This is a genomic window from Halomonas sp. NO4 (assembly GCF_010994375.1).
In the GTDB taxonomy this organism is placed as follows: domain Bacteria; phylum Pseudomonadota; class Gammaproteobacteria; order Pseudomonadales; family Halomonadaceae; genus Halomonas.
The window spans coordinates 1-20,747 of record NZ_WHMA01000046.1 but is presented as its reverse complement, the minus strand read 5'-3'; the positions used below and the strand labels follow the sequence as shown (position 1 = coordinate 20,747).

The window sequence follows — 20,747 nt, the reverse complement described above, 5'->3', positions numbered from 1 at the left end:
GACGGCCAGACGGCGGACGACTTCGCGAGCGACTTCGAGGCCAACATCCAGCGCCTGCTGGAGGGGGCCAAGAGTGGTCGCTATCGGGCGCCGCCGGTGCGGCGCGTTCATATCCCCAAGGGTGATGGGCGCACCACACGGCCGATCGGCATCCCTACCTTCGAAGACAAGGTCCTGCAGCGTGCCGTGGTGGCCCTGCTGGAGCCGCTCTACGAGCACGACTTTTTGGACTGTTCGTACGGATTCCGGCCAGGGCGCTCGGCGCACCAGGCCGTTGAGACGGTGAGGAACAGCCTGATGTCGATGGGAGGCGCCTGGGTCATCGACCTGGACATCCAGGCCTTCTTCGACACGATCGACCACCAGTACCTGCGAGCGTTTCTGCAGCAACGAGTGAAGGACGGGGTGATCCTTCGCCTGATCGGCAAGTGGCTCAAGGCCGGAGTATTGGAGGCCGGGCAGTGGCAGAAGGGAGAAGTCGGCAGCCCGCAGGGCGGGGTAATTTCCCCCTTGCTGGCGAATGTCTACCTACACTATGTGCTGGACGAGTGGTTTGAGAAAGATGTCAAGCCGCGGCTGCGAGGACGAGCGTTCTCGGTGAGGTTCGCCGATGACGCTATCCTGGCGTTCAGCAATGAAGCCGATGCCCGCATGGTGTTGGAGGTGCTGCCCAAGCGCTTCGCGCGCTTCGGCCTCACTCTGCACCCGACCAAGACTCGGCTGGTGCGGTTCCGTCCGCATCGGGAGCAGCGTGCCGAGACCTTCGACTTCCTGGGGTTCACCTACTACTGGGGGAAGTCCAGGCGCGGTCGACTGATCATCAAGCAGAAAACGGCCAAGGATCGGTACAAGCGCGGCCTCAAGCGAATCTCGCTATGGTGCCGAGCCAACCGTCACCGGCTGCTGCGAGAACAGCACCGTCAGCTCTGTCGAAAGGTCACTGGGCATTACGCGTACTACGGGATCACGAACAACATCGAAGCTCTGCAGCGCTTCGTCAACACGGTCCGGCGTATCTGGATCAAGTGGCTCAGGAGGCGCTCGCAGAAGGGATGGTTCTCGTGGGAAAAGGCAGCGCAGCTGCTGTCGATTCTCCCGTTACCGCGCGCCAGGATCATTCACCGTTTTGCCTGATAGCGAAACTGATGGTTGAGGAGCCGGGTGCGTCAATCGCGCATGCCCGGATCTGAGGGGGGCCGGGACGAGCAATCGCCCGGTCTACCCGACCCCTTTAACCTTCGAATATTGGATCAAATCATAAAGATTACGCTTTGTTATTGATTGCCCAACAGACATTCCCAAGATGTCATCAGCTTTCTTCAGCTCCATAAGTGCTCCAACCAGTTCACCCGTGCGATCCCGTATAATTTCTGATTCTGCTACTACCTTATGTCCTCACCATAGCCAGCTCCGCCCACCTTGTCGTGTACCTCTGCGTTCACCGCTCGCAGCGCAGCGCCCAGGCGTTGCCGGGGCGCGGCAGGCCGAGGCGCCCGGAGTTACGGCACTACCCAGGCGCTATACCACCACTGCCGTAGCTGCCTACTCGATCAAGACCTGCTCCACGGGCCGTCGAAGGGAGCGCGGCATCGCCTTGCCCCGCCCGAATCGCACCACCAGATCGGGGCGCCCGCCACCCAGACCCAACGCCTGGGCAAATGCCGGACGGACACTCCCTTCCTCGACTGGCTGGTTGACGAACGCATTCCGGATGCCGAGTGCCGTGGCCTTCAAGGCGAAGCGTTGATAGCAGCGCCCGGCTTCCACCCAATGCGCCCGGTCATCGGCATCCGACACGAATACGGCAACCCCCGCGGAGCTGCGAATCCGGCGAGCTACCTTGGCATTCTCGGCGCGTTCGCGAAACAGGGCGCGAAACAGCCAGCGCCCCAGCCAATGCGGGGTCGATGGGCTGCCCATCACCCGAGCCGAGAGTCCATCCCCCGCCTTGACCGCTTCGCGATCGCCGAAGCGAATCCAGGTCTCGAGTTCCTGGCGAAAAGCCTGGTTGTTGACCTGCAGGGTGTTGCCCTGAAGGACATGCTCAAGCACCTTCTCGATGTCCCTGCGCTCGGTCAGCAGGATGACGGATACCCCACGCCCGGTTCCCGCCGCTTCCAGCCGGCGCAGTTCCTCGAAGCCAAGCGAGGTGCCGTCATATTCGGTGCGCGTGCACTGCCGTTCCGGGATGGCCTCGAAGAGAGGGGAGGCCTCCGCCGTACAGTCATCCAGGGTGATGACGACCTCCCCTTCTCCCTCGGGCTTGAACGCCACATCGCCCGACAGGCCGAATGCCCGGGCTGCCAGACTCAGGTTCTCGGCAGCGCATCCCAGCGACACGTACAGGTGATGATCGTCCGGATCGACGACCGGGGTCCGCCGCGAGAGGTCGGGCAGAATGCCAATGGCTTCATCGGCCACCCGGAACCGCCAGCACTGGGTGTTGTGCCCGGAAGGTGCCAGGGTGGCGTAGCGAACGAGTTCCTTGAGCCGGGCGGACTTCTGCGGCAGCCCCCCTTCGGAGTGCCGCCAGATGCTCGCCACCGCCTGGTCATAGTTCATCGGCGTCTCCGATTTGCCTCAGAAATGCGCAGATCTCATCCATCACCGCGACGTGGTGACCTTGTATCATCGCCCGCGTCCCCACTCTGTCACTCCAATGCCGGGCATCGCCCACCAGGCGATCACATCTCGCCTTCCACGCCACTCCCCCGGCAAGCCGCAGTCCCTGTTCTGTCACGACGACACCCTGACGAGCTCCTCCCATCGCGTCGTGTATCTTGGCGTCCTGCTCTCACAGCGTAGCGCCCAGGCGTTGCCCTGGCGCGGCAGACCGAGGCGCACGGTGTCCCGGCCCAGCTCGCGGTTGAGCTTGTCCACGGTGGCCATGAGACGTCGGCTGCGCTGCCGCTCGGCTTCGGTCTGCGGGGTCTCGTCGAGCGAGAGCTGACGGCAGGCGTCGGCGGTGAGATCGAGCAGCATCACGCCGCACTTCTGGTATCGGTACCCCGAACGGAAGATGGCGGCAAGGCCGCGCTGGGCCGCGGCGAGAATCGCGCGGCTGTCGTCGGTGGGGCGGGGCAGCGGCACCACGGCGCTGTTGCGGTACTGCGGCGCGTCGGTCAGGAAGGGGTTGGTGCGCACGAAGACCATGACGGCGCTGGGCACGCTGCCCTGGCGGCGCAGCTTCTCCCCGGCGCGGGCGGCGTGCTGCCGCGTGGCCTCGCGCAGGTCGGCGGGATCGCCGGTCAGGCGGCCAAAGCTGCGCGACACCATGATCTGCTTCCGCGGCGCGGTCATGTCGTCGAGCTCGATGGCGGGCCGGCCGCGCAGCTCCCAGACGATGCGCTCGGCGACCACCGAGAAGCGGCGGCGAATCTGCCTGGGGTCGGCCTCTCGCGCAGCGATTCGGTTCGCTGGCCGTTAGGGTGAAACGCCGCCCCAGTGGGTCGGCGTTTCACATTCTGCTCTCCGCTTGGCTACACCCTGCCAATGGCCATCAGAAGTGCCCCCTACTAGTGGTCATTAGTTTTGATCCACTCGTGACCCTCAGCTGAGCGTCTTCTGCTTCAGCCGACAACGCGGTGTGTCATGGTCGATTCGAGGTGACATCAGGTACACAGGGGCTCGACCAGGTCGGCGCCCTCGTTGGCGACGCGATTGACGCGCTTCGACACCGGCCAGGCGGTGAGGGCATCGGCGTCGAGGTGATGCACGGCGGCACGGATTGCGTCGCGCTCGGTCAGTGCCGGGTCGAGCCAGGCGTCGAGGCTGTCGTCAGAAAGCACCAGGGGCATGCGGTTGTGGATGGGCTCGGCGGGGCCGCGCGCCGGCTCGGTGATGATGGCGCAGCAGGCGGTGTCATCGTCGAACGGCTCCCAGATGGCGGCGAGGAACAGCGGCGCGCCGTCCTCACAGGCGAAGAAGTACGGTTGCTTGCCGGCCTCACCCGGCTGCCACTCGTACCAGCCGCTGGCCGGGATCAGGCAGCGGTGCTTGTGGAATGCGCCGCGGAAGTAGCGGCTGGTGTCGAGCTTTTCGGCGCGGGCGTTGATCGGCGCCGGGCCGCCCTCGCCCGCCCAGTGCGGCCGGTAGCCCCACCACAGGCTGTCGAAGCACGGCTCGGCATCGGGATCGGGGCTGCGCACGCCGGTAATCCAGGTGCCGGGGGCGACGTTGTAGCGCGGCGTCCAGGCGTCCGGCGGCGGAGGCAGCCGGAGCGCGCGGGCGACGGCGACAGGATCGGCGTAGAGGGCGAAGCGGCCGCACATGAATGATCTACCTCCCTGCCCGAGGGACCTTGTCTGCAAGCAGATGGGGCCACGCCGCAGTTACTGTTCCCATGTGCTTGCAAGTGCCATTATCGGACCTGGTAATCCTAGTCCCACAAGGATAACCTGGTATCATACGCCGGCCAGAGACAGTAGCGACCGTTTAGGGTCTCCTTCTCGGTGGACTGCAAGGCTAGGCAGGGCGAAGCCTTGGTGGGCGGGATGGCCACTCCTGATACAGATTGACAGTCTGGATCAGCTCCGGAATGTCGGACAACTGCTCACGGCAGTGCTTGAAACCGCATTCCCAGACCACGAGGACACGCCATCCCAGCTGCTTCAGATTCTCGCATGCCTCTTGGTCGCGCCGGACATTTGCCTCGAACTTGGCCTCCCAGAATGCTGTCCTGGTGCCGGGTGTCGTGGCGTAGAAGCAGCCAGCGTGCCGGTGCCAGAAGCATCCATGCACGAAGATGGCCAGGTGATGACGCGGCAGGACGAGATCAGGTGACCCCGGCAGATCCTTGCGGTGAAGCCGGAACCGATATCCCTGGGCGTGGAGGTACTTGCGCAGGGTGATTTCGGGATGGGTGTCACGGCCCTTTATCGCCCGCATCATGCGCGAGCGGGTCGAGCTATCGACAACATCGGGCATGCTGATTGCCCCTACTTTCCATGAACGAACTGCAGGTTTTCATTGATGACGAAGCCGATTCACGTGGTTGACCTCTTTGCCGGGCCGGGCGGCCTGGGCGAAGGCTTCAGCTCGATCCGGAGGCCCGACGGCAGTCGTCAATTCCAGACACTCGTGTCCGTGGAAAGGGAGCCCGCCGCCCACCGCACGCTGACGCTGCGCGCGTTCTACCGGCTGCTGCATGACAGTGGCATGGGGATGTCAGCGTACTATGACTACCTGCAGGGAGGCGAGCACCCTTCAGAGCGTGCAGACGTGCAGCACCTGTGGGAGCAGGCCAGTGAAGAGGCGCTTTGCCTCGAGCTGGGAAGCGAAGATGGCAACCGATCCCTGGAGGGCCGTCTCCGGGAAGAGTTGACAGGCTGCGACAACTGGGTGCTGATCGGGGGACCGCCCTGCCAAGCCTATTCGGTCGTTGGTCGAGTCCGCAACCGTGGTAACAAGCATTATCGCCCTGAAGAAGACAAGCGGCACTTCCTGTATCGAGAATACCTGAACGTGATCGCCAAGTTCCGGCCGGCTGTCTTTGTCATGGAGAACGTCAGAGGCATGCTGACGTCAAGGGTCGGCAAGGACAGGATCTTCGGGCAGATACTGGAGGACCTGCGCCATCCTGCCAAGGCTACCGGACCCGAGGGGCCGGAAAGCTCTGTCCCCAGCAGTGATGGCTACACGATCTTCTCTCTCGAGGACGACCGTGTTTACTTCCCGAGAACCACAGGGCTTTTCGACTCCCCCGACCCACTCGAGGAGGACGAATACAACTCCTTCGTGATCAAGGCCGAGGAACACGGCATACCCCAGGCTCGTCATCGAGTCATCCTGGTCGGGGTCCGAGATGACATTGTCACTCGTGTCGGCGCCCCGGCCATGGCCAGCAGCCTGCAGATGCCGAGAACCGATGACGACAGACAGCTGACGGTCGCGCAGGTGCTTGCCGAGCTGCCGCCACTTCGCAGCGGGTTGAGCCGTCATGATTCCGACGAGGCATGGTATGCAGCCATCAGACGAGTGGCCACCAAGGTCGCGGAAGAGCTGCAACGGCACCACAGCGAGCACATCAAGCAGGACGTAAGAAAGCGTATTGCAGCAGAGCTCCTCGAGATTGCCAAGGGGCCGCACAAAGGGCTTAACAGACGCCACGAACCCAAGGCGGAACCCAGGCCTGTCGGCCCAACGACAGAACTCGAGAAGTGGTACCACGGAGCTCAGAGTCCAAACGTGAACGGGCTGTGGTACAACCATGAGGCCAGGAGCCACATGGAAGAGGATCTGGCCAGATACCTCTACTGCGCGACCTTTGCCAAGGTCGTGAAACATTCGCCGATCGGCACCAAGGAAATCTATCTCGAATCCCTCGCCCCCGAGCATGCCAACTGGAAGTCCGGCAAATTTGCCGACAGGTTCAAGGTGGTGCTCGAAGGACAACCATCCAAGACGATCACCAGTCACATTTCCAAGGATGGGCACTATTTCATCCATTACGATCCGAGACAGTGCAGAAGCCTGACTGTGCGAGAAGCAGCTCGGCTGCAGACATTTCCTGATGACTACTACTTCGAGGGGAACCGCACCGAGCAGTACGTTCAGGTGGGAAATGCCGTGCCCCCCCTTCTCGCTCGGCGCATTGCCGTCAAGGTGATGGAAGTTCTGGACCGGGCACAGGAAAAAGAAGTGGAGCAGGCTCAGGCAATGCAGGCCTGAGCCAATATGCCGGGTTCATGCCCGGCATGTCTCAAATTCTGCTTCACCGTCTCCAGAACATAAGCCCGCCAAGAAACCTTTTTCGCTTCTTCTCGATATCCTGCACATTCTCCCCGCCCCTCCTGTGACTCTCCCATGCTGTCCGGAATGCCTGCCAGACTTCCTGGTGTAGAACACTGTCATCCTGGAAGGACAGGTCGATGATCTTGTTACGCAGAAGCAGCACCTTCATTGCATCGCGCATGATGTCTTCAATCCTGGCCTTTCCCACATTGTCGAGCCAGGACAGGTAGCCCTCGGCAAACTGATGAGCGAGGCGTGGATTGTTGGAGAGGCCGCTGCGTTCGAAGATCTGCACCAAGGCATCTTCGCCCAGACGTTCAACCAGTTCCCAGCGATTATCGGCTTCCGAGCCACGGTCGAGCACCACCCCCCTCATCCAGAGCCGCTGAAGGGTGTTGCGGACGCCGCCATGGAAGCGCTCCGGGTTGCAACCGGGGAACCGCCAGGCCACGACATCAGGGAGCAGCATTGTCGTCAGATAAGCCCAGGTGTCATCCCGAAGGACTTCACCGGTGTTCAACCAATCTTCCTGGGCAAGGAGCATCGTCACTCGTGAGTCGAATTCCGACAGTGCCGATCGGCCGGCGCTGGCCGGAAAGCCCTTCCGACGTGCTTCCTCCCTGATCCTGTCCACCAGGTCCTCGACACGGGCATCGTCGGGACTGCCCCCGCTTGACGCATAGTACAGGTACGGGTCATCACGAAGATGGGCATAGCCAGGACTGAAACCCGTCTCTCGCATGTACTCTATCTGCTTGTCGACATTGAACTTCTTGATACGGGGCAACAGATAGACACGACTCATGCTTCTTCCTCGACTTCGGCAGCGGCGTGGATGGCAGCGTGGAACTCTCCCGGCTTGTCATGCAGAAGCGTCCGTGCTGCATGGGTGGAAAGCCCCGGGAAGGCCAGAGCCAGCCAGTCGTGTGACTGGCGGGCTAGAGAGCCCTCACCGTGGTCATGGGGTGAATCGCTGGCCTCCGAGCTGATGTAGGCAGAGACCAGCTGCAGCATCACGTCGGCCATGATCATGTGAAGATGGAAGGGGTCACCGGCCAGCACCTTCTGCAGGAAGGTCTCACGGTCCTTGTTCAGATAGAGCCGCACGTTCCCGGCAAAGTCCGAATCCCACGCATTGGGCCGCCAGTCCAGGTACCAGAGAGCATCCTCGTGCCGCCTGTCCTTGAAGATCTGGCTGAAGGACACGGCCTCCATCGGCAGGCGAGAATCGCCACCGTCTTCCAGAAGCACATTGAGCGACGAACTCCACAGTCGAGCTCCAGGCTGACGCGGACTGAGCCTTCCGGGACTACCCGGCTCAGCGGCCAGAACCAGAGACGCCTCGAGCCACATGCGCGAAGACAGACGGAATCCATCCAGTTTCGCGGTCAGCGTGGCTCCCCCCTCGGCCTCGTCGACGGGTACAGGCATGGAGTGCAGAATGGTGCGGGGAGTGGTCCCTCTGCCGGTACCCACCTTGAGCATGGCCACCAGCTCAAGATCATCGGCTCCAAGATCAAGTGCTTCCGAGGCCGCGGGGAGATCGACACTGAGCTCCAGGGCCACTTCCAGATCGCGGTCGTAGTCCCAGAAGTCAAGAATGGTATTGCAGGGGAAGAGAGGTTCACCGATATCACCGATCATCCACTCTCCCATCTTGACCACCTGATCGGGAAGCGTGAGGAACGGGAAAGCGATTCGTCGACTCATGCCTCACCCCCTTCGAGCGTCAGCTTGAGACTGACCGCAGCACTGGGAGGCATGGCGACCCGAACCTCCAGGGTGTCCTCGGTCTCGCCGACCTCCATGGCATCACCGTCGACTGACTTCCCGGTATCCACCAGGGTCATGCCGAGGACGGACACCTCGAACTCCTTGCCGAGGCCTTCATCGGTTGTCTGCCCCCCGTCCATGACGAGATAGGGCTCTGCGACAATCCGCTGACTGTCACTGTGGCAGTTCAGCGATGCACTGAACACAGCGCAGGTACCGACCTCCTCGTCCTCTTCCAGGCGCACGAAGACCGGTGATGACAGCCCCTTGGGTTTTCTGCTGCGACTGCTGCTTCTGGCTTTGCGCTTTCGACCGGGACCCTGCCCTTCACCCTCGCCCAGCATCTTGCCAAGCAGGGTGGCAGTCCTGGCCAATGAAGGCCCCGACTCTTGGTCATCCGTGATGTTCGAGTGCGGCATCGCATAGTTTCTTGACCTGTCACGCAGTCGCTCCAGTCCCACCTTCACCCAGGTCTTGTCGTTGCCCTTTGGCAGGTTCTCGTAGAGCCAGTCATCGTGCGCCGGCGGCTCGGCACGGGCATAGGCATGTTCCACTGCGGGCTCGTCGGAGCATACGAACACGCCGGCCCACTCGTATCGGTCATCGGGAAAGTGAGTGCCCTCAATGTATCGCACCACAAGCTCGACCGGTCTCATCAGTGCAATGGCAGCATTCTGGGCCGGCACACTAGAGTTCTCCCTGGTGGCGGGCCCCCAGCGTTCGCCCCTCAATCCCTTGCTGAACGCCAGCCTGCCGAGATTTGCCTTTGGCTTCCCGCAGCGAATGGCTTCCGCCTGCTCCGGAGAGTGACGTATCTGCTCCAGGGCAGAGGCATAGAGGTCCAGCGGGGGAAAGTCTTCCGGGCGCGGCACGGGATGCGTGCGACCTTCGATCTCGATGGTGACGTTCAACCGACGCTCGTCCAATGTGGAGGCGATCATCCGTGGCCAGAAGTTCCAGAGCAGCGTCTCCACCAGATCGTCGCAGATGGCTTGATCGTCCTCATCGTCATCGAACTGTGGATCTAGGATCATCACCGAGGTGCCGGAATCAGCTTCATCTCTCTGCGGCAGGCCTAGCCGTCCTGCCAGTTCAACAGCCGAGTCACCCCGCACGGGATCAACGGATCCGGCCTGGCGGCAATCACCCCACCAGTAGCGTCCGGTAAAGCGGCGCCTGGTACCATCCGGCATCTTGCCGTCAAAGGCGTCACCGAGGTGGCAGCCTATGAAGCGCCTCTCCTTCAGGCCCCGGTGGCTGGTCATGGTATCCAGCAAGATCGTCGCGCACCCGCTCATCGAATACAGTACCGTCTTGCCGTAGCCGTAGGTGCCACCGCCCTGGTCCGTGTCTCGTGGCACACCCACGTTGCGCACGAAGTTGACGAAGTCCGGGGATTCGCTGCCTGCGGGTATGTCGGCGCTCAACGGCCCACCAAGGCCAGTCGTGTTGAAATCGCAGATTTCCATTACCCGGACAGAGGAGCCCGCAAGGCATGTCTCTAGCTTGCGCCGAGATTCACGCTCCTCGGGAAACTGGGTCAGCACATCATCACGAAGCGCAGCCAGCTCTTCCTGGTCGAGGGTCCGGATCCGAATCAGCACGGAAGGCCCTGAACCGAGACGGGCCGCATCGATACTGTTCTGGATCGATTCCCGCATCACGGTCTGGACCATACCCAACATTGGCCTGCCGAGGAGATTGCCGAATCCCTCACCCGCAATATTGCCGGTACTGGCAAACGGTTCGCTGTAGAGCTCCATCTTTGTCATGCCATCATCTCATCTAACCAGGTGGTAAGCTGTGTCTTGTCCATCAGGTGGCCATCAGCAGCGGCGAGATCGACGACATACTGGATGCGGGACACGCCAGCATCCAATGCTCCACGCTTGAGCTCTTCACCAGTTAACCGGGGAAAACCTTCCGTGACCTCCCATGCAGCCAAGCACTCCAGGGAGAAGGCGCGGGCATTCCAGGCTGGGTCGAGTGGATTCTCGCAACCGACTTCCTGAAGACGTTCCCGCAGTGCCTGACGAGAGACGCCGGCTGCTAGCAGTTCGCGATACAGCCCCTCGAGCTGGATCGAGCCATCGGGGGCAGGCTCAAGAGTCACCCTGAGCAGCATCAGCCGACCGCCTGCGGGTGGCAGGAGCTGATCGATGCCGTGAATGGTCACGTGTGTCGTGTCGGAGCGCCGTGTGGTCTTTACTTCGATGGCCCGGGCCTCGGTTCTGAAGTCGTGACGCTGCTCCATTGGCCCAACCCAGCACTCCACGGCGCAGGCATCGCGCCCGGCCAGCAGGGACAGCACATACAGCTCACCGAGCAACCCAAGCAGGCTATCGGTGCTGACCTCGGTTGCCCTCTTCGGGAACAGCAGCGCGCGGAAATCTTCCAGTGTTCCCCTGACAGCCGCGAAAGGTTCGGTACCGGCGGCAATGCGTGCCACGATGTCGTCTACCAGCTCGCCGAAGACTTGATCGAGGGTGGGATCCGTACAGGTCAGGTCGATGAACAGCTGGCTACTACCTGCCAGGCTCAGCCGACTGATGTGCACCTTGAGGCTGCCAGTTTCACCAACCCCCTTGCCGGATCCTGCCTTCCCGACCGGGATTAGAAGACGGCGCTCTCCATTCTCGCCGAGAGAGTAGCGGACCTTGCCGTAGCCGGAATCCACACCTGTTGCCAGACTCGGGATTTCGAGACGCCCATCGCCCTTGCCAGAAGCCTTGAGCTCGCTCCACAGGTCACGGTGCTCATCACTCATTGATCAGCTCCGCTCCATCCATGTCATCCACCACTTCCACTTCATCGACACCATCCAGATCCTCGGGTGTCGGCGAGTCGAGCTCGACGGCATAATAGTCGCCTGCCGTCAGCTCTTCGCCCGGGAAGACGATGGCAATCCCCAGCAGATCATCGACAGCATCCAGAGGCTCGCGTGTCTTCGAGGCGGCTCCCTTGTTCTTGGGATCCGGTGATGACTCGGCGTTGATGGGATAGAGCAGCAGCAGCGGGAGATCGGGCCTGTATTTCTTGAGCTCAGACCATGTCTTGCCCTTGAGTGAGTCGGGCCGACTATCAGCATCGATAAGAATGTCCCCGCGAGACATCAGCGCCTTGATGTCCGCGTACCCTCCCGGAGTATCCTTGAGCCGAGAGCGATTCACGGTCGTCACCTGTCCCAGGCCACCAAGTTCATGCGATGAGATCTCGCCCTTTGCAGATAGAATGATACCGACATTCCAGCTCACCATCCGGTCCTCCTGCTTGTCGATGTACTCAAGCAGGTGCGCCTTCTTGAGGCTCAAGTGCGAAGAAGCGATGTCGTAGTTGACCAGGAACTGTCTGACCTTGTCCCCGTCAACACCCTTGGCAACCCTGCTGCCTTCGCCCTCGAATTTTGCCACACCGATATCATCGATGAGACGGCCACCGGCCTTCCAGTTGCCACGTACAGTGTCATCATCCCTGTGATCGAACCGGATGGTCTGCACGTGCCGACCGGCGAAGCTGATGGCGATCCGATAGGCATGGCGCATCTTGGTAGCGGAGGTGATGGCCATCCCGGGGATGGACCTTACCTTGACTGCGAACTCCTTCGGAGTGACATCATGTTTCTGGTATTTCTCGATATCCTCGCGAATCTCTTCCTCGACCCGAGCAAGCTGACGGAAGCTGTCTGCGAGGTCGGGAGTCGTCCACAGGCGGGGCAGATCCTCGTACCCATGACGATAGCCGAACCATCTGCCCATCTGCAGCAGGGTGTCGTATTGCCGCGAGGTGCGCAGGAAGAATGATACCGACAGTCCCTCGAGCGTCAGACCACGAGCGAGCACGGCACCGCCCACCACGATATAGGTCTTCTCATCTCCGGTGTAGTCGAGGCGACGGTCGCTTTCGCCGTTCTCCACGACAACATCCAACGCATCCAGCACCTCGTTGATCTCGGGAACCACCTCCTCGGCTTCAGGACGGATGTGATGCATGTCCCGGTAGGGCTCCACGCGATCCAGCTCTTCCTTCATCACCCGGGAAAGGTCGTCGAAGATCTGACCCCGGCCATGCCGTAAATCGTCACCATGTCTTTCCAGCCAGGCCTCGATAGCATCTGCCATTCGATCATGCTGGATGATCCACGGGGAGGTATGAACGAGCATGGACATGTGACGATCGGCATGACCCCGCCGACGCCGGATCGCGCAACTGCCGATGAACCAGAGGATGGCTCGCTCGAGGTTATGGGTCACGGAAGGATGGAAACTGTCCTTGTCCGAAGCCTTCTCGACGCGGAGTCGGGAGAGCTCCTCCTTGTCAGTTATAAGGCGAATCATGTCATGGCCAGATTCGACTTCTTCGCCGGGGTCAACAGGCTCGTCACCGAACACTTCCCGAGCGCCAAAATAGGATTCCGGCTTGGGAAGTGCCGTGATGAAATCCTCGGGATAGAGGTCGTCCAGTTCTTCTTTTCCCGGCGGGTAAGGATTGATGAAGACATTCGCGAAGGGAGTCGCAGTGTAGCCGACATATGACACCGAAGGCAGCTTCCGGATGATCCGACGAATCAACTCATTGATCGTCGTCATGTCATACTCGCTCTTGGCAGAATTGACGGATGCCTGATCGCACTCGTCATCGATCAGCAGAACCTTCAGCTCCTGAAGAATCTTCGGAGGTGTACGCTCGATGGTCTTGAGAAACTGTTCAAGCCGAGAAGATACCTTTTTAAGGACGGCCAGTTGGGCTCGTCCAGCAACGGGCATTGTGAAGGACCCGTTCCTTGGGATGACAAAATCACCTTCGTCTTCGGAGGTCGTATAGAGCTGCCAAAGTTCTCGGTGGCGATTCACAATATCGCTCTCGAGGCGAAGCTGCGTCTGCGCTCGGAGCTTGTTGGTCATCCCGCCCAGAAGGACAATGAGGTTGTAGCCAGCATCCACCGCCTTGGCAATGACGGCTGTCATGTTGGCTGTCTTTCCGGACTGGACATAACCCACTACCAGTCCACGTTCCCTGAAAGACTTCTTGGCAGGGTTCCCCAGCAGGGACACAACCTCGTTCGAGGTCTTGCCGATGGAATCTACTGCATCGGCCTCCCAGCCCTTCACCTCACGCAGGTAACCGTCGAGAGCCGGCCAATGCTTGTGGTGAGGCTGAGGGCCGTGATACCAGTCTTCACGAGGCTTGATGATCGACGATGGTCGAAGGATTTCGACTTCGCGGAAAGATTCCTTGACAACCTGGTATGCTGCATTGATGTCTTGAAGGACTGTTTCCGGCAAGGGTGAAATAATCGCTTCAGCATCTTCTTTGACCTTTTCAGCACACTCCTCGGGATTGCCGTAAACAGGCAGCTTATCCCGAATCTGCCTGACAAACCTGTCGACCTGCGTACTCGACATACTGGAACACTCCTTGCCATACGACGCGCAATCGCTGCGCGCTCCCTTGATCGGGAAGCCCATTCAAAGACCACTGACTGGATTTCTCTGCATCGTGCAAGTTAAATGGAACTTGACCCGCATGACAAGGTGCAGCCTGTTGACCTGAAGCCGAAAACTGCCCCTCTTCAAAAGGGTGATACTGTTAGATCGAGCTACATCAGCTATACCCAATATTTGAAAATAATTTCCTGCTACTTCTTCCACTCCCACGGCCGCTGCTGCAGCCCCGGCTCCGCCCACACGCCCCGCCCCATCTGCCGCGCCTGACGCTCCACCGCCGGGTAGCGGCCGTCGCTGCAGTAGCGGTCGTACACCGCCGCCTGCCCCGCATCGACCATCGCAAGGTTGAGGCTGCGCCCCTCGGCCATCACCTCGCCCACCAGGCGGCCGTAGCGGTCGCGGTCGCGGGCGACGATCTCCACCCGTTCCGGGGTGATGCGGCGCAGGTGGTCGCGGCTGCGCCGACCCCACGGCTGCTGCCCCATCTCGGGAGCGTCGATGCAGTGGAGGCGCAACTTCTCCTCCTGGCCGGCACAGCGCACGGTCATGGTGTCGCCGTCGTAGATGCTCTCCACGCGGCAGCTCAACCTTTCGGCGACAGTGCTGCCAGCCCAGGGCGCGCCACTGCCGCCGAGGTCTGTCAGCAGCCAGGGAGCGGTGAGGGAGATGGCGGCGACGGCCCAGAACAGCGTCATCCGGTTGTGCCGTCCTCGCCGGATAAGCCGGGTCGCCAGCCGGATCGCCGTTCTTACTTGCGTTTTCTTCATCTTCTCTACCTGTCACGAGAGATTCTGTCATCTTCCAGCACCCAGGGGCGCAATTCGGCGGGTATCACGCCCGCCCTTTCCTCGCTCAGCGTCACCTCGGGCACGGTCATACCCGGCGCATGGCGCACCTGCACGGTCAGCAGCAATTCGCGCAGCGGGCGCGATCCCCAGCCGTCGATCACCCCCGGCTCGGCGTAGGTCAGGCTCACGGTGTCGCCGCTGACGGCCACGGTGGGCGCCTGGGCGGTGATCCCGCGCGCGGTGAGGCTGCCGATCAGGCAGACCTCGCCCGTCGCCTCCAGCGGCGCCAGGGCGGCGGCCAGTGCCGCCGGAGACGTGCGCTCGGCGTCGATCTGGCGGGTGGCGGTCGCCTGGGGATCGCCCTTCACCGCCACGGCGCTGTCGGCGTACCAGCCGCACTCGCCGCCCAGGCACACCGTCTGGGGGCCGTCCGCTGTGTCGACGAGAAAGCCTGACGCCTTCCACGGGCCGATGATCGGGTAGTCGCCGCTCACGTCGGCGAGAGTGAGGTTGTCGCGCCCCTCGAGGCGCAGCGCCCAGCGGTGCGCGCCCTTCTCGGCGTCGTAGCGGGCACGGGCGGCGGCGATGTCGCCGATGGCGGCGGCAATCACGCTGCCGGTGCCCGGCTTGGCCATCCCGAACAGCGGCAGCGTCGCCGCGGTGAGGATCACCGCGAAGGCCAGCTCACCCCACCCCATGGCGCGTATCCGGTAGCGCTCGTTGCCGGGCAGCACACAGCGCCACCGCGCCGGCCAGAACCACTCCACGCCCGCCGGGATCGTCATGTCGATCACCGGGTGCGAGGCGTAGCCGGCCACCAGGGCGAGCCACACGCCGCGCGGCAGGAGCGGCCACAACAGCAGGGCCAGGGCTGCAAGCACTGCAATGAAATGCTCTGGCTATATAGGCATGCCTTTCAGCCAGCCGAGGGTTACAAGCCTGCGAAGATGGAGGCTACTCATTCACGATTCTGATCCTCGCCACGCTGCTCGCGGATACGCTGGGCTATCCACTCATCCACTTCATGCTCTACCCAAGCGACCCTGCGGCTCGTAATCATTACCGCCGGGGGAAACTTCCCAGCTTCGATGAGCCGGTGCAGAGTAGTGTTGCTGATGGAGCAGCGTTCAAGCACCACGTTACGGCGGATCAATTTCATCTCTATACCTCCCAGTTCGTTGGCGAGCTGTTCTTTGCTCACACTCTATAAGGGGCACAGCGATGACTGACTCGTCGTATATTGGTGCCAGATACAGCGTATGTTCGGCAGGCTGGCAATGGCCCTACATACTATTCACCGCGCTGCTCACGGATGAGCCGCATGATCCACTGATCGATTGCCTCCTCAGTCCAGACCACAGTTCGGCCACCAAGCCTGATCGGTGGTGGAAAGTCACCGGCCTCGACGAGCCGATATAGCGTGGTTCTGCTGATAGCGCAGCGATCGAGCACCTCATGCTGTCGAAGCTTGGCCATATGATTCCCTCCTGGATGGTTCGCTCATCATTGCCTTACCATCCATAAGGGGCATACCTATCGCGCCGGCGATCAGGTGGTGCCATTGCAGGTGCCTGCACCGAGGACCAGCAGCAGTCATCTCGAGGGCAGCAGGTGGGGAAACAGCTCCGCTCGCCCAGGCGCTCGAAGGCGTTTTTCAGGCCCACAAGCCGCATGAACAGCGAGCTGCGAAAATTGGGGGTATATTTGGGGGTACACTTCATTAAAGACAAGAAATATCTATTATATATCAAATATTTATAGAGTGCTTTTGAGGGACGCCGCCTCCACCAATCAAGTCGACGAATCAAGCACCTACGGGTGCTTTTTTCGTTTGTAGCCCCAGCGATACCCCCACTGGCCAGGCTGCCCCGACTTTCGTATTAGCCTTGACGCGAAAACCCCTTGCGGCCAGCCTCAGGGGGGGCCATTATCTGCGCCCACTCGCCGGCCCACGGGGTCCAGGGCGAGGTCAAGACACTTCCACTTTACCCGATCTGGATTCGAACCCATGAGCAAAGTCCTGATTATCGGCGCCGGCGGCGTCGGCGGTGTCGTCACCCACAAGTGTGCCCAGCACCCGGAGGTCTTCGGCGAGATCCTGCTGGCCAGCCGCAACGAGGCGAAGTGCCAGGCCATCGCTGCCCAGCTGGAGCGTCCCATCCAGACCGCCCAGGTCGACGCCGACGACGTCGAGGCGCTGGTGGCGCTGATCGAGTCGTTCCGGCCGGACGTGCTGATCCACGTGGCGCTACCCTATCAGGACCTGACCATCATGGAGGCGTGCCTGCGCACCGGCGTGCCCTATCTGGACACCGCCAACTACGAGCACCCCGACGAGGCCAAGTTCGAGTACAAGGAGCAGTGGGCCTTTCAGGAGCGCTACGCGAAGGCCGGCAACATGGCCACCCTGGGCTGCGGCTTCGACCCGGGCATGACCAACATCTACTGCGCCTACGGCCAGAAGAACCTGTTCGACGAGATCCACCGCATCGACATCCTCGATGCCAACGGTGGCGACCACGGCTACCCCTTCGCCACCAACTTCAACCCCGAGATCAACATCCGCGAGATCACCTCCAATGGCCGCTACTGGGAAGAGGGCGAGTGGAAGGAGACCGCGCCGCTGGCCGAGAAGCGCACCTTCGACTTCGACGGTATCGGCGAGAAGGACCTCTACCTGCTCTACCACGAGGAGCTCGAATCCCTCTCTCAGAACATCAAGGGGCTGAAGCGCATCCGCTTCTGGATGACCTTCTCCGAGAAGTACATCACCCACCTGAAGGTGCTCGAGAACGTCGGCATGACGAGCATCGAGCCGATCGAGTTCGAGGGCAAGCCGATCGCCCCGCTGCAGTTCCTCAAGGCGGTGCTGCCCGACCCCGCGTCGCTGGGCCCGCGCACCAAGGGCAAGACCAACATCGGCGTGATCCTCGACGGCATCAAGGACGGCAAGCGTCGCAAGGTCTACATCTACAACATCTGCGACCACCAGAAGTGCTTTCAAGAGGTCAAGTCCCAGGCCATCTCCTACACCACCGGCGTGCCGGCGGTGACCGGCGCCATGCTGATGCTCGAGGGCATCTGGAAGGGCGAGGGCGTGTTCAACGTCGAGCAGCTCGACCCCGACCCCTTCATGGCGCGCATCGGCGACATGGGCCTGCCCTGGCAGATGGTCGAGCTCGACCCCGACTCCGATCCGCTGGCCTGACCCGCGATGGCAGACACGGCTTATCCCTTCGATATTCACGCCTGCCCGTCGCCGGCCTACGTCGTGGACGACGCCCTGCTGCGCAAGAATTTGGAGCTGCTGGGGCAGGTCCAGGCGGCGAGCGGCGCCAAGATCCTGCTGGCGCTGAAGGGCTTCGCCATGTGGGACACCTTTCCGCTGGTGAGCCAGTATCTGGTGGGAACCACCTCCAGCGGCCAGGACGAGGCCCGCCTCGGCGCCGAGACCTTCGGCGGCGAGGTACACGTCTACTCGCCGGCCTTCGGCGATGCGGAGATGGACGTGGTGCTACGCTACGCCGATCACCTGAGCTTCAACTCGCCGGGGCAGTGGAAGCGCTTCCGCGACACCGTCGCGGCGGCGCCGCGCCGGGTCTCCTGCGGCCTGCGGGTCAATCCGGAACACTCCACCGGCGCGGTGCCGCTCTACGACCCCTGCGCGCCGGGCTCGCGGCTCGGCACCCGCGCCGTGGACCTCGAGCCGGAGGACCTCGAGGGCCTCGAGGGACTGCACTTCCACACCCTGTGCGAGCAGAACAGCGACGCCTTCGAGGGGACCCTGGCGGCCTTCGAGAAGAAGTTCGGCCACTACCTGGCGAACATGCAGTGGATGAACTTCGGCGGCGGCCACCACATCACCCGCGCCGACTACGACGTGGAGCGGCTGGTGCGGGTGATCCGCGCCTTCAAGGCGCGCCACCCGCACCTCAGGGTCTATCTGGAGCCGGGCGAGGCCATCGCGCTCAACACCGGCTACCTAGTCTGCTCGGTGCTGGATATCGTCGAGAATGACGGCCCCATCGCCATCCTCGACACCTCCGCCACCGCGCACATGCCGGACGTGCTGGAGATGCCCTACCGGCCCGAGATCATCGGCGCCGGCAAGCCGGGCGAGAAGGCCCACACCTATCGGCTGGGCGGCTCCACCTGTCTCGCCGGCGACGTGATCGACAGCTACTCGTTCGACACGCCGCTGACCATCGGCGACCGACTGGTATTCACCGACATGGCCCACTACACCATGGTCAAGAACACCACCTTCAACGGCATCCGCCTGCCGTCGATCTGTCGGGTCGACGAGGCGAGCCGCGCGGTGCGCACGGTGAAGAGCTTCGGCTACGTGGACTACATGCAGCGGCTGAGCTGAGTCGCCGCCTCATCAGACGGCAGCCACGAAACGCCACGGCCTCGGGGTCGTGGCGTTGTCTTTTGCCTCCCCCCGGCGATTTTGCCACCAGTCGCACGCCGACACGTGAACGCCGGGACGGCAATCCGCCCCGGCGTTGGTTCTCAGGCTACCCCTGCCCGCAGGGGGTCAAGTCACGCCCATTCAGCGGCTGGCGGCGTGCATGGCCAGGGCAGTATCCAGCATGCGGTTGGAGAAGCCCCACTCGTTGTCGTACCACGCCATGACCTTCACCAGGCGACCGCTCACCCGGGTGTGATTGGCGTCGAAGGTCGAGGAGTTGGCGTCGTGGTTGAAGTCGATGGAGACCAGCGGCTGGGCGTTGACTGCCAGCACCGGCGAGGCCGCCGCCGCCTTGTCGACGATGGCGTTGATCTCCTCCTTGGTGGTCTCGCGACTGGCCGTGAAGGTCAGGTCCACCAACGAGACGTTGATCACCGGCACGCGCACGGCGAGGCCATCGAACTTGCCCTTGAGCTCCGGCAGCACCAGTCCCACCGCCGCGGCGGCGCCGGTCTTGGTGGGGATCATGGAGTGCGTCGCGCTGCGCGCCCGGTAGGGATCCTTGTGATAGACGTCGGAGAGGTTCTGGTCGTTGGTGTAGGCGTGCACCGTGGTCATCAGACCGTTCTCGATGCCCACGGCGTCGTGGAGCGCCTGGGCCACCGGCGCCAAGCAGTTGGTGGTGCAGGAGGCGTTCGAGACCACGCGATGTTCGGCGGTAAGCACGTCCTCGTTGACCCCGTAGACCACGGTGGCGTCGGCGTCCGGGCTCGGCGCGGAGATCAGTACGCGCTGGGCACCGGCCTCGATATGCTTGGCCGCCGCCTCGCGCTTGGTGAACAGGCCCGTGCACTCCATGACCAGGTCGACGCCCAGTGACTGCCAGGGCAGGGCAGAGGGGTCGCGCTCCGAGAAGATGGCGATGCGACTGCCATCCACGCTCAGGCTCTCCTCGTCATGCTCCACCTGGAAAGGGAAGTGACCATGCACGGTGTCATGGCGCAGCAGGTGGGCGTTGAGGGATGGATCGCCCAGGTCGTTGATGGCCACGACCTGGACACGGTCACCGTAGTTATTTTCGTAAAGGGCACGAAGTACGTTGCGGCCGATACGGCCGAACCCGTTGATAGCAATCTTGAGCGGCATGTCCTCTCTCCTCCAGTGGCGTCTTGTTGGAGTGTCTCGGCAGAGCCGGCTGGCTGAGGTCCGGCGCGTGGCGTGGGAACCAGCATGGTGGCCCGCGGCTCATGGCGTAGGACAACAATGTGACGTAATCCGATCACGGACTCAAGGGTTTTTTAGTAACTTTACAACATATCAGCCGTCCTTTGCTGCTGCTCCCCGGCGGCACCGCCGCAACAGCCATTACTGCGCGGAATGGGTTTCCAGTGGATTCATTGGCTGGCCCGGCAGCCCGGCGGGGCCTGGAGCAGGCCTGCAATGTAGTAAACTTACCTTATGACGACTATTCTTGTAGTCTAGCAGTTCTTCACTCCGCAGGAGGCACACCGCATGTCGAGCCAGCCACGCCATACCCCCATCCGCCGCACCAAGATCGTCGCCACCCTGGGACCGGCCAGCGACCGCGAGGGCGTC

18 protein-coding genes are annotated in these 20,747 nt (G+C 62.1%); 4 read left to right on the top strand and 14 right to left on the bottom strand.

Features of this window, described 5'->3' with window-relative positions:
* On the top strand, positions 1-1,134 hold a 1,134-nt coding region (gene ltrA, locus FEF15_RS17705), incomplete at its 5' end, for a group II intron reverse transcriptase/maturase (RefSeq protein WP_163560532.1).
* Positions 1,135-1,542: 408 nt separating this feature from the next.
* On the opposite strand, the gene FEF15_RS17700 is transcribed toward ltrA, so the two are convergent.
* The 4 genes from FEF15_RS17700 to FEF15_RS17685 form a co-directional block, all read right to left on the bottom strand.
* Entirely contained in the window at positions 1,543-2,562 is a 1,020-nt protein-coding gene (locus FEF15_RS17700) for a Tat pathway signal protein (protein WP_163560530.1), read from the bottom strand.
* A 174-nt stretch (positions 2,563-2,736) separates the two neighbouring features.
* Positions 2,737-3,360 (bottom strand): DUF4113 domain-containing protein, encoded by a 624-nt coding sequence (locus tag FEF15_RS17695; protein ID WP_240454233.1) that lies wholly within the window; start codon positions 3,358-3,360, stop codon positions 2,737-2,739.
* A 251-nt stretch (positions 3,361-3,611) separates the two neighbouring features.
* Positions 3,612-4,271, bottom strand: a complete 660-nt coding sequence (locus FEF15_RS17690) for an SOS response-associated peptidase (RefSeq protein WP_163560528.1) — start codon at positions 4,269-4,271, stop codon at positions 3,612-3,614.
* A 193-nt stretch (positions 4,272-4,464) separates the two neighbouring features.
* Positions 4,465-4,926 carry a very short patch repair endonuclease gene (locus FEF15_RS17685; protein ID WP_163560526.1) on the bottom strand — a complete coding sequence of 154 codons (462 nt, stop codon included), beginning with the start codon at positions 4,924-4,926 and terminating at the stop codon, positions 4,465-4,467.
* Between the two features lie 45 nt (positions 4,927-4,971).
* Between FEF15_RS17685 and FEF15_RS17680 the strand changes: the two genes are divergently transcribed.
* The gene (locus tag FEF15_RS17680; protein ID WP_163560524.1) at positions 4,972-6,669 is read left to right on the top strand and encodes a DNA cytosine methyltransferase; all 1,698 of its coding nucleotides are present in this window, start codon (positions 4,972-4,974) and stop codon (positions 6,667-6,669) included.
* Between the two features lie 43 nt (positions 6,670-6,712).
* Here FEF15_RS17680 and FEF15_RS17675 read toward each other — a convergent pair whose 3' ends face one another.
* From FEF15_RS17675 to FEF15_RS17635, 9 genes are all read right to left on the bottom strand, one after another.
* A complete protein-coding gene (locus FEF15_RS17675; protein WP_163560522.1) occupies positions 6,713-7,537 on the bottom strand; it encodes a DUF6339 family protein in 825 nt (274 codons plus the stop codon).
* A complete protein-coding gene (locus FEF15_RS17670) occupies positions 7,534-8,442 on the bottom strand; it encodes a hypothetical protein (protein ID WP_163560521.1) in 909 nt (302 codons plus the stop codon). Before FEF15_RS17670 ends, FEF15_RS17675 begins: the two co-directional genes overlap by 4 nt.
* The gene (locus FEF15_RS17665) at positions 8,439-10,277 is read right to left on the bottom strand and encodes a hypothetical protein (RefSeq protein WP_163560518.1); all 1,839 of its coding nucleotides are present in this window, start codon (positions 10,275-10,277) and stop codon (positions 8,439-8,441) included. Before FEF15_RS17665 ends, FEF15_RS17670 begins: the two co-directional genes overlap by 4 nt.
* Entirely contained in the window at positions 10,274-11,272 is a 999-nt protein-coding gene (locus FEF15_RS17660; protein WP_163560516.1) for a PD-(D/E)XK motif protein, read from the bottom strand. Before FEF15_RS17660 ends, FEF15_RS17665 begins: the two co-directional genes overlap by 4 nt.
* Positions 11,265-13,907, bottom strand: a complete 2,643-nt coding sequence (locus tag FEF15_RS17655) for a Z1 domain-containing protein (protein WP_163560514.1) — start codon at positions 13,905-13,907, stop codon at positions 11,265-11,267. The genes FEF15_RS17660 and FEF15_RS17655 overlap by 8 nt, the downstream gene beginning before the upstream one ends.
* A 233-nt stretch (positions 13,908-14,140) precedes the next feature.
* Positions 14,141-14,716: a thermonuclease family protein gene (locus tag FEF15_RS17650; protein WP_205598575.1), complete on the bottom strand. Its 576-nt coding sequence runs from the start codon at positions 14,714-14,716 to the stop codon at positions 14,141-14,143.
* A 5-nt stretch (positions 14,717-14,721) separates the two neighbouring features.
* The gene (locus FEF15_RS17645) at positions 14,722-15,618 is read right to left on the bottom strand and encodes a metal-dependent hydrolase (RefSeq protein WP_163560512.1); all 897 of its coding nucleotides are present in this window, start codon (positions 15,616-15,618) and stop codon (positions 14,722-14,724) included.
* Between the two features lie 77 nt (positions 15,619-15,695).
* Positions 15,696-15,896 (bottom strand): AlpA family phage regulatory protein, encoded by a 201-nt coding sequence (locus FEF15_RS17640; RefSeq protein ID WP_163560510.1) that lies wholly within the window; start codon positions 15,894-15,896, stop codon positions 15,696-15,698.
* A gap of 131 nt (positions 15,897-16,027) precedes the next feature.
* Positions 16,028-16,213 (bottom strand): AlpA family phage regulatory protein, encoded by a 186-nt coding sequence (locus FEF15_RS17635; protein ID WP_163560508.1) that lies wholly within the window; start codon positions 16,211-16,213, stop codon positions 16,028-16,030.
* 532 nt (positions 16,214-16,745) lie between these two features.
* Between FEF15_RS17635 and FEF15_RS17630 the strand changes: the two genes are divergently transcribed.
* Entirely contained in the window at positions 16,746-17,945 is a 1,200-nt protein-coding gene (locus FEF15_RS17630) for a saccharopine dehydrogenase family protein (RefSeq protein WP_163560507.1), read from the top strand.
* A gap of 6 nt (positions 17,946-17,951) precedes the next feature.
* On the top strand, positions 17,952-19,109 hold the full coding sequence (nspC, locus tag FEF15_RS17625) for a carboxynorspermidine decarboxylase (protein ID WP_163560504.1): 1,158 nt from the start codon (positions 17,952-17,954) through the stop codon (positions 19,107-19,109).
* A gap of 183 nt (positions 19,110-19,292) precedes the next feature.
* On the opposite strand, the gene gap is transcribed toward nspC, so the two are convergent.
* A complete protein-coding gene (gene gap, locus FEF15_RS17620) occupies positions 19,293-20,297 on the bottom strand; it encodes a type I glyceraldehyde-3-phosphate dehydrogenase (RefSeq protein ID WP_163560503.1) in 1,005 nt (334 codons plus the stop codon).
* Positions 20,298-20,747: the final 450 nt, after the last annotated feature.

Excerpts from the sequence above, each read along its gene's own strand:
- FEF15_RS17700 (WP_163560530.1), bottom strand. The coding sequence starts at position 2,562 with ATGAACTATGACCAGGCGGTGGCGAGCATCTGGCGGCACTCCGAAGGG.
- FEF15_RS17690 (WP_163560528.1), bottom strand. The coding sequence starts at position 4,271 with ATGTGCGGCCGCTTCGCCCTCTACGCCGATCCTGTCGCCGTCGCCCGC.
- FEF15_RS17685 (WP_163560526.1), bottom strand. The coding sequence starts at position 4,926 with ATGCCCGATGTTGTCGATAGCTCGACCCGCTCGCGCATGATGCGGGCG.
- FEF15_RS17680 (WP_163560524.1), top strand. The coding sequence starts at position 4,972 with ATGACGAAGCCGATTCACGTGGTTGACCTCTTTGCCGGGCCGGGCGGC.
- FEF15_RS17675 (WP_163560522.1), bottom strand. The coding sequence starts at position 7,537 with ATGAGTCGTGTCTATCTGTTGCCCCGTATCAAGAAGTTCAATGTCGAC.
- FEF15_RS17670 (WP_163560521.1), bottom strand. The coding sequence starts at position 8,442 with ATGAGTCGACGAATCGCTTTCCCGTTCCTCACGCTTCCCGATCAGGTG.
- FEF15_RS17665 (WP_163560518.1), bottom strand. The coding sequence starts at position 10,277 with ATGACAAAGATGGAGCTCTACAGCGAACCGTTTGCCAGTACCGGCAAT.
- FEF15_RS17660 (WP_163560516.1), bottom strand. The coding sequence starts at position 11,272 with ATGAGTGATGAGCACCGTGACCTGTGGAGCGAGCTCAAGGCTTCTGGC.
- FEF15_RS17655 (WP_163560514.1), bottom strand. The coding sequence starts at position 13,907 with ATGTCGAGTACGCAGGTCGACAGGTTTGTCAGGCAGATTCGGGATAAG.
- FEF15_RS17650 (WP_205598575.1), bottom strand. The coding sequence starts at position 14,716 with ATGAAGAAAACGCAAGTAAGAACGGCGATCCGGCTGGCGACCCGGCTT.
- FEF15_RS17640 (WP_163560510.1), bottom strand. The coding sequence starts at position 15,896 with ATGAAATTGATCCGCCGTAACGTGGTGCTTGAACGCTGCTCCATCAGC.
- FEF15_RS17635 (WP_163560508.1), bottom strand. The coding sequence starts at position 16,213 with ATGGCCAAGCTTCGACAGCATGAGGTGCTCGATCGCTGCGCTATCAGC.
- FEF15_RS17630 (WP_163560507.1), top strand. The coding sequence starts at position 16,746 with ATGAGCAAAGTCCTGATTATCGGCGCCGGCGGCGTCGGCGGTGTCGTC.
- nspC (WP_163560504.1), top strand. The coding sequence starts at position 17,952 with ATGGCAGACACGGCTTATCCCTTCGATATTCACGCCTGCCCGTCGCCG.
- gap (WP_163560503.1), bottom strand. The coding sequence starts at position 20,297 with ATGCCGCTCAAGATTGCTATCAACGGGTTCGGCCGTATCGGCCGCAAC.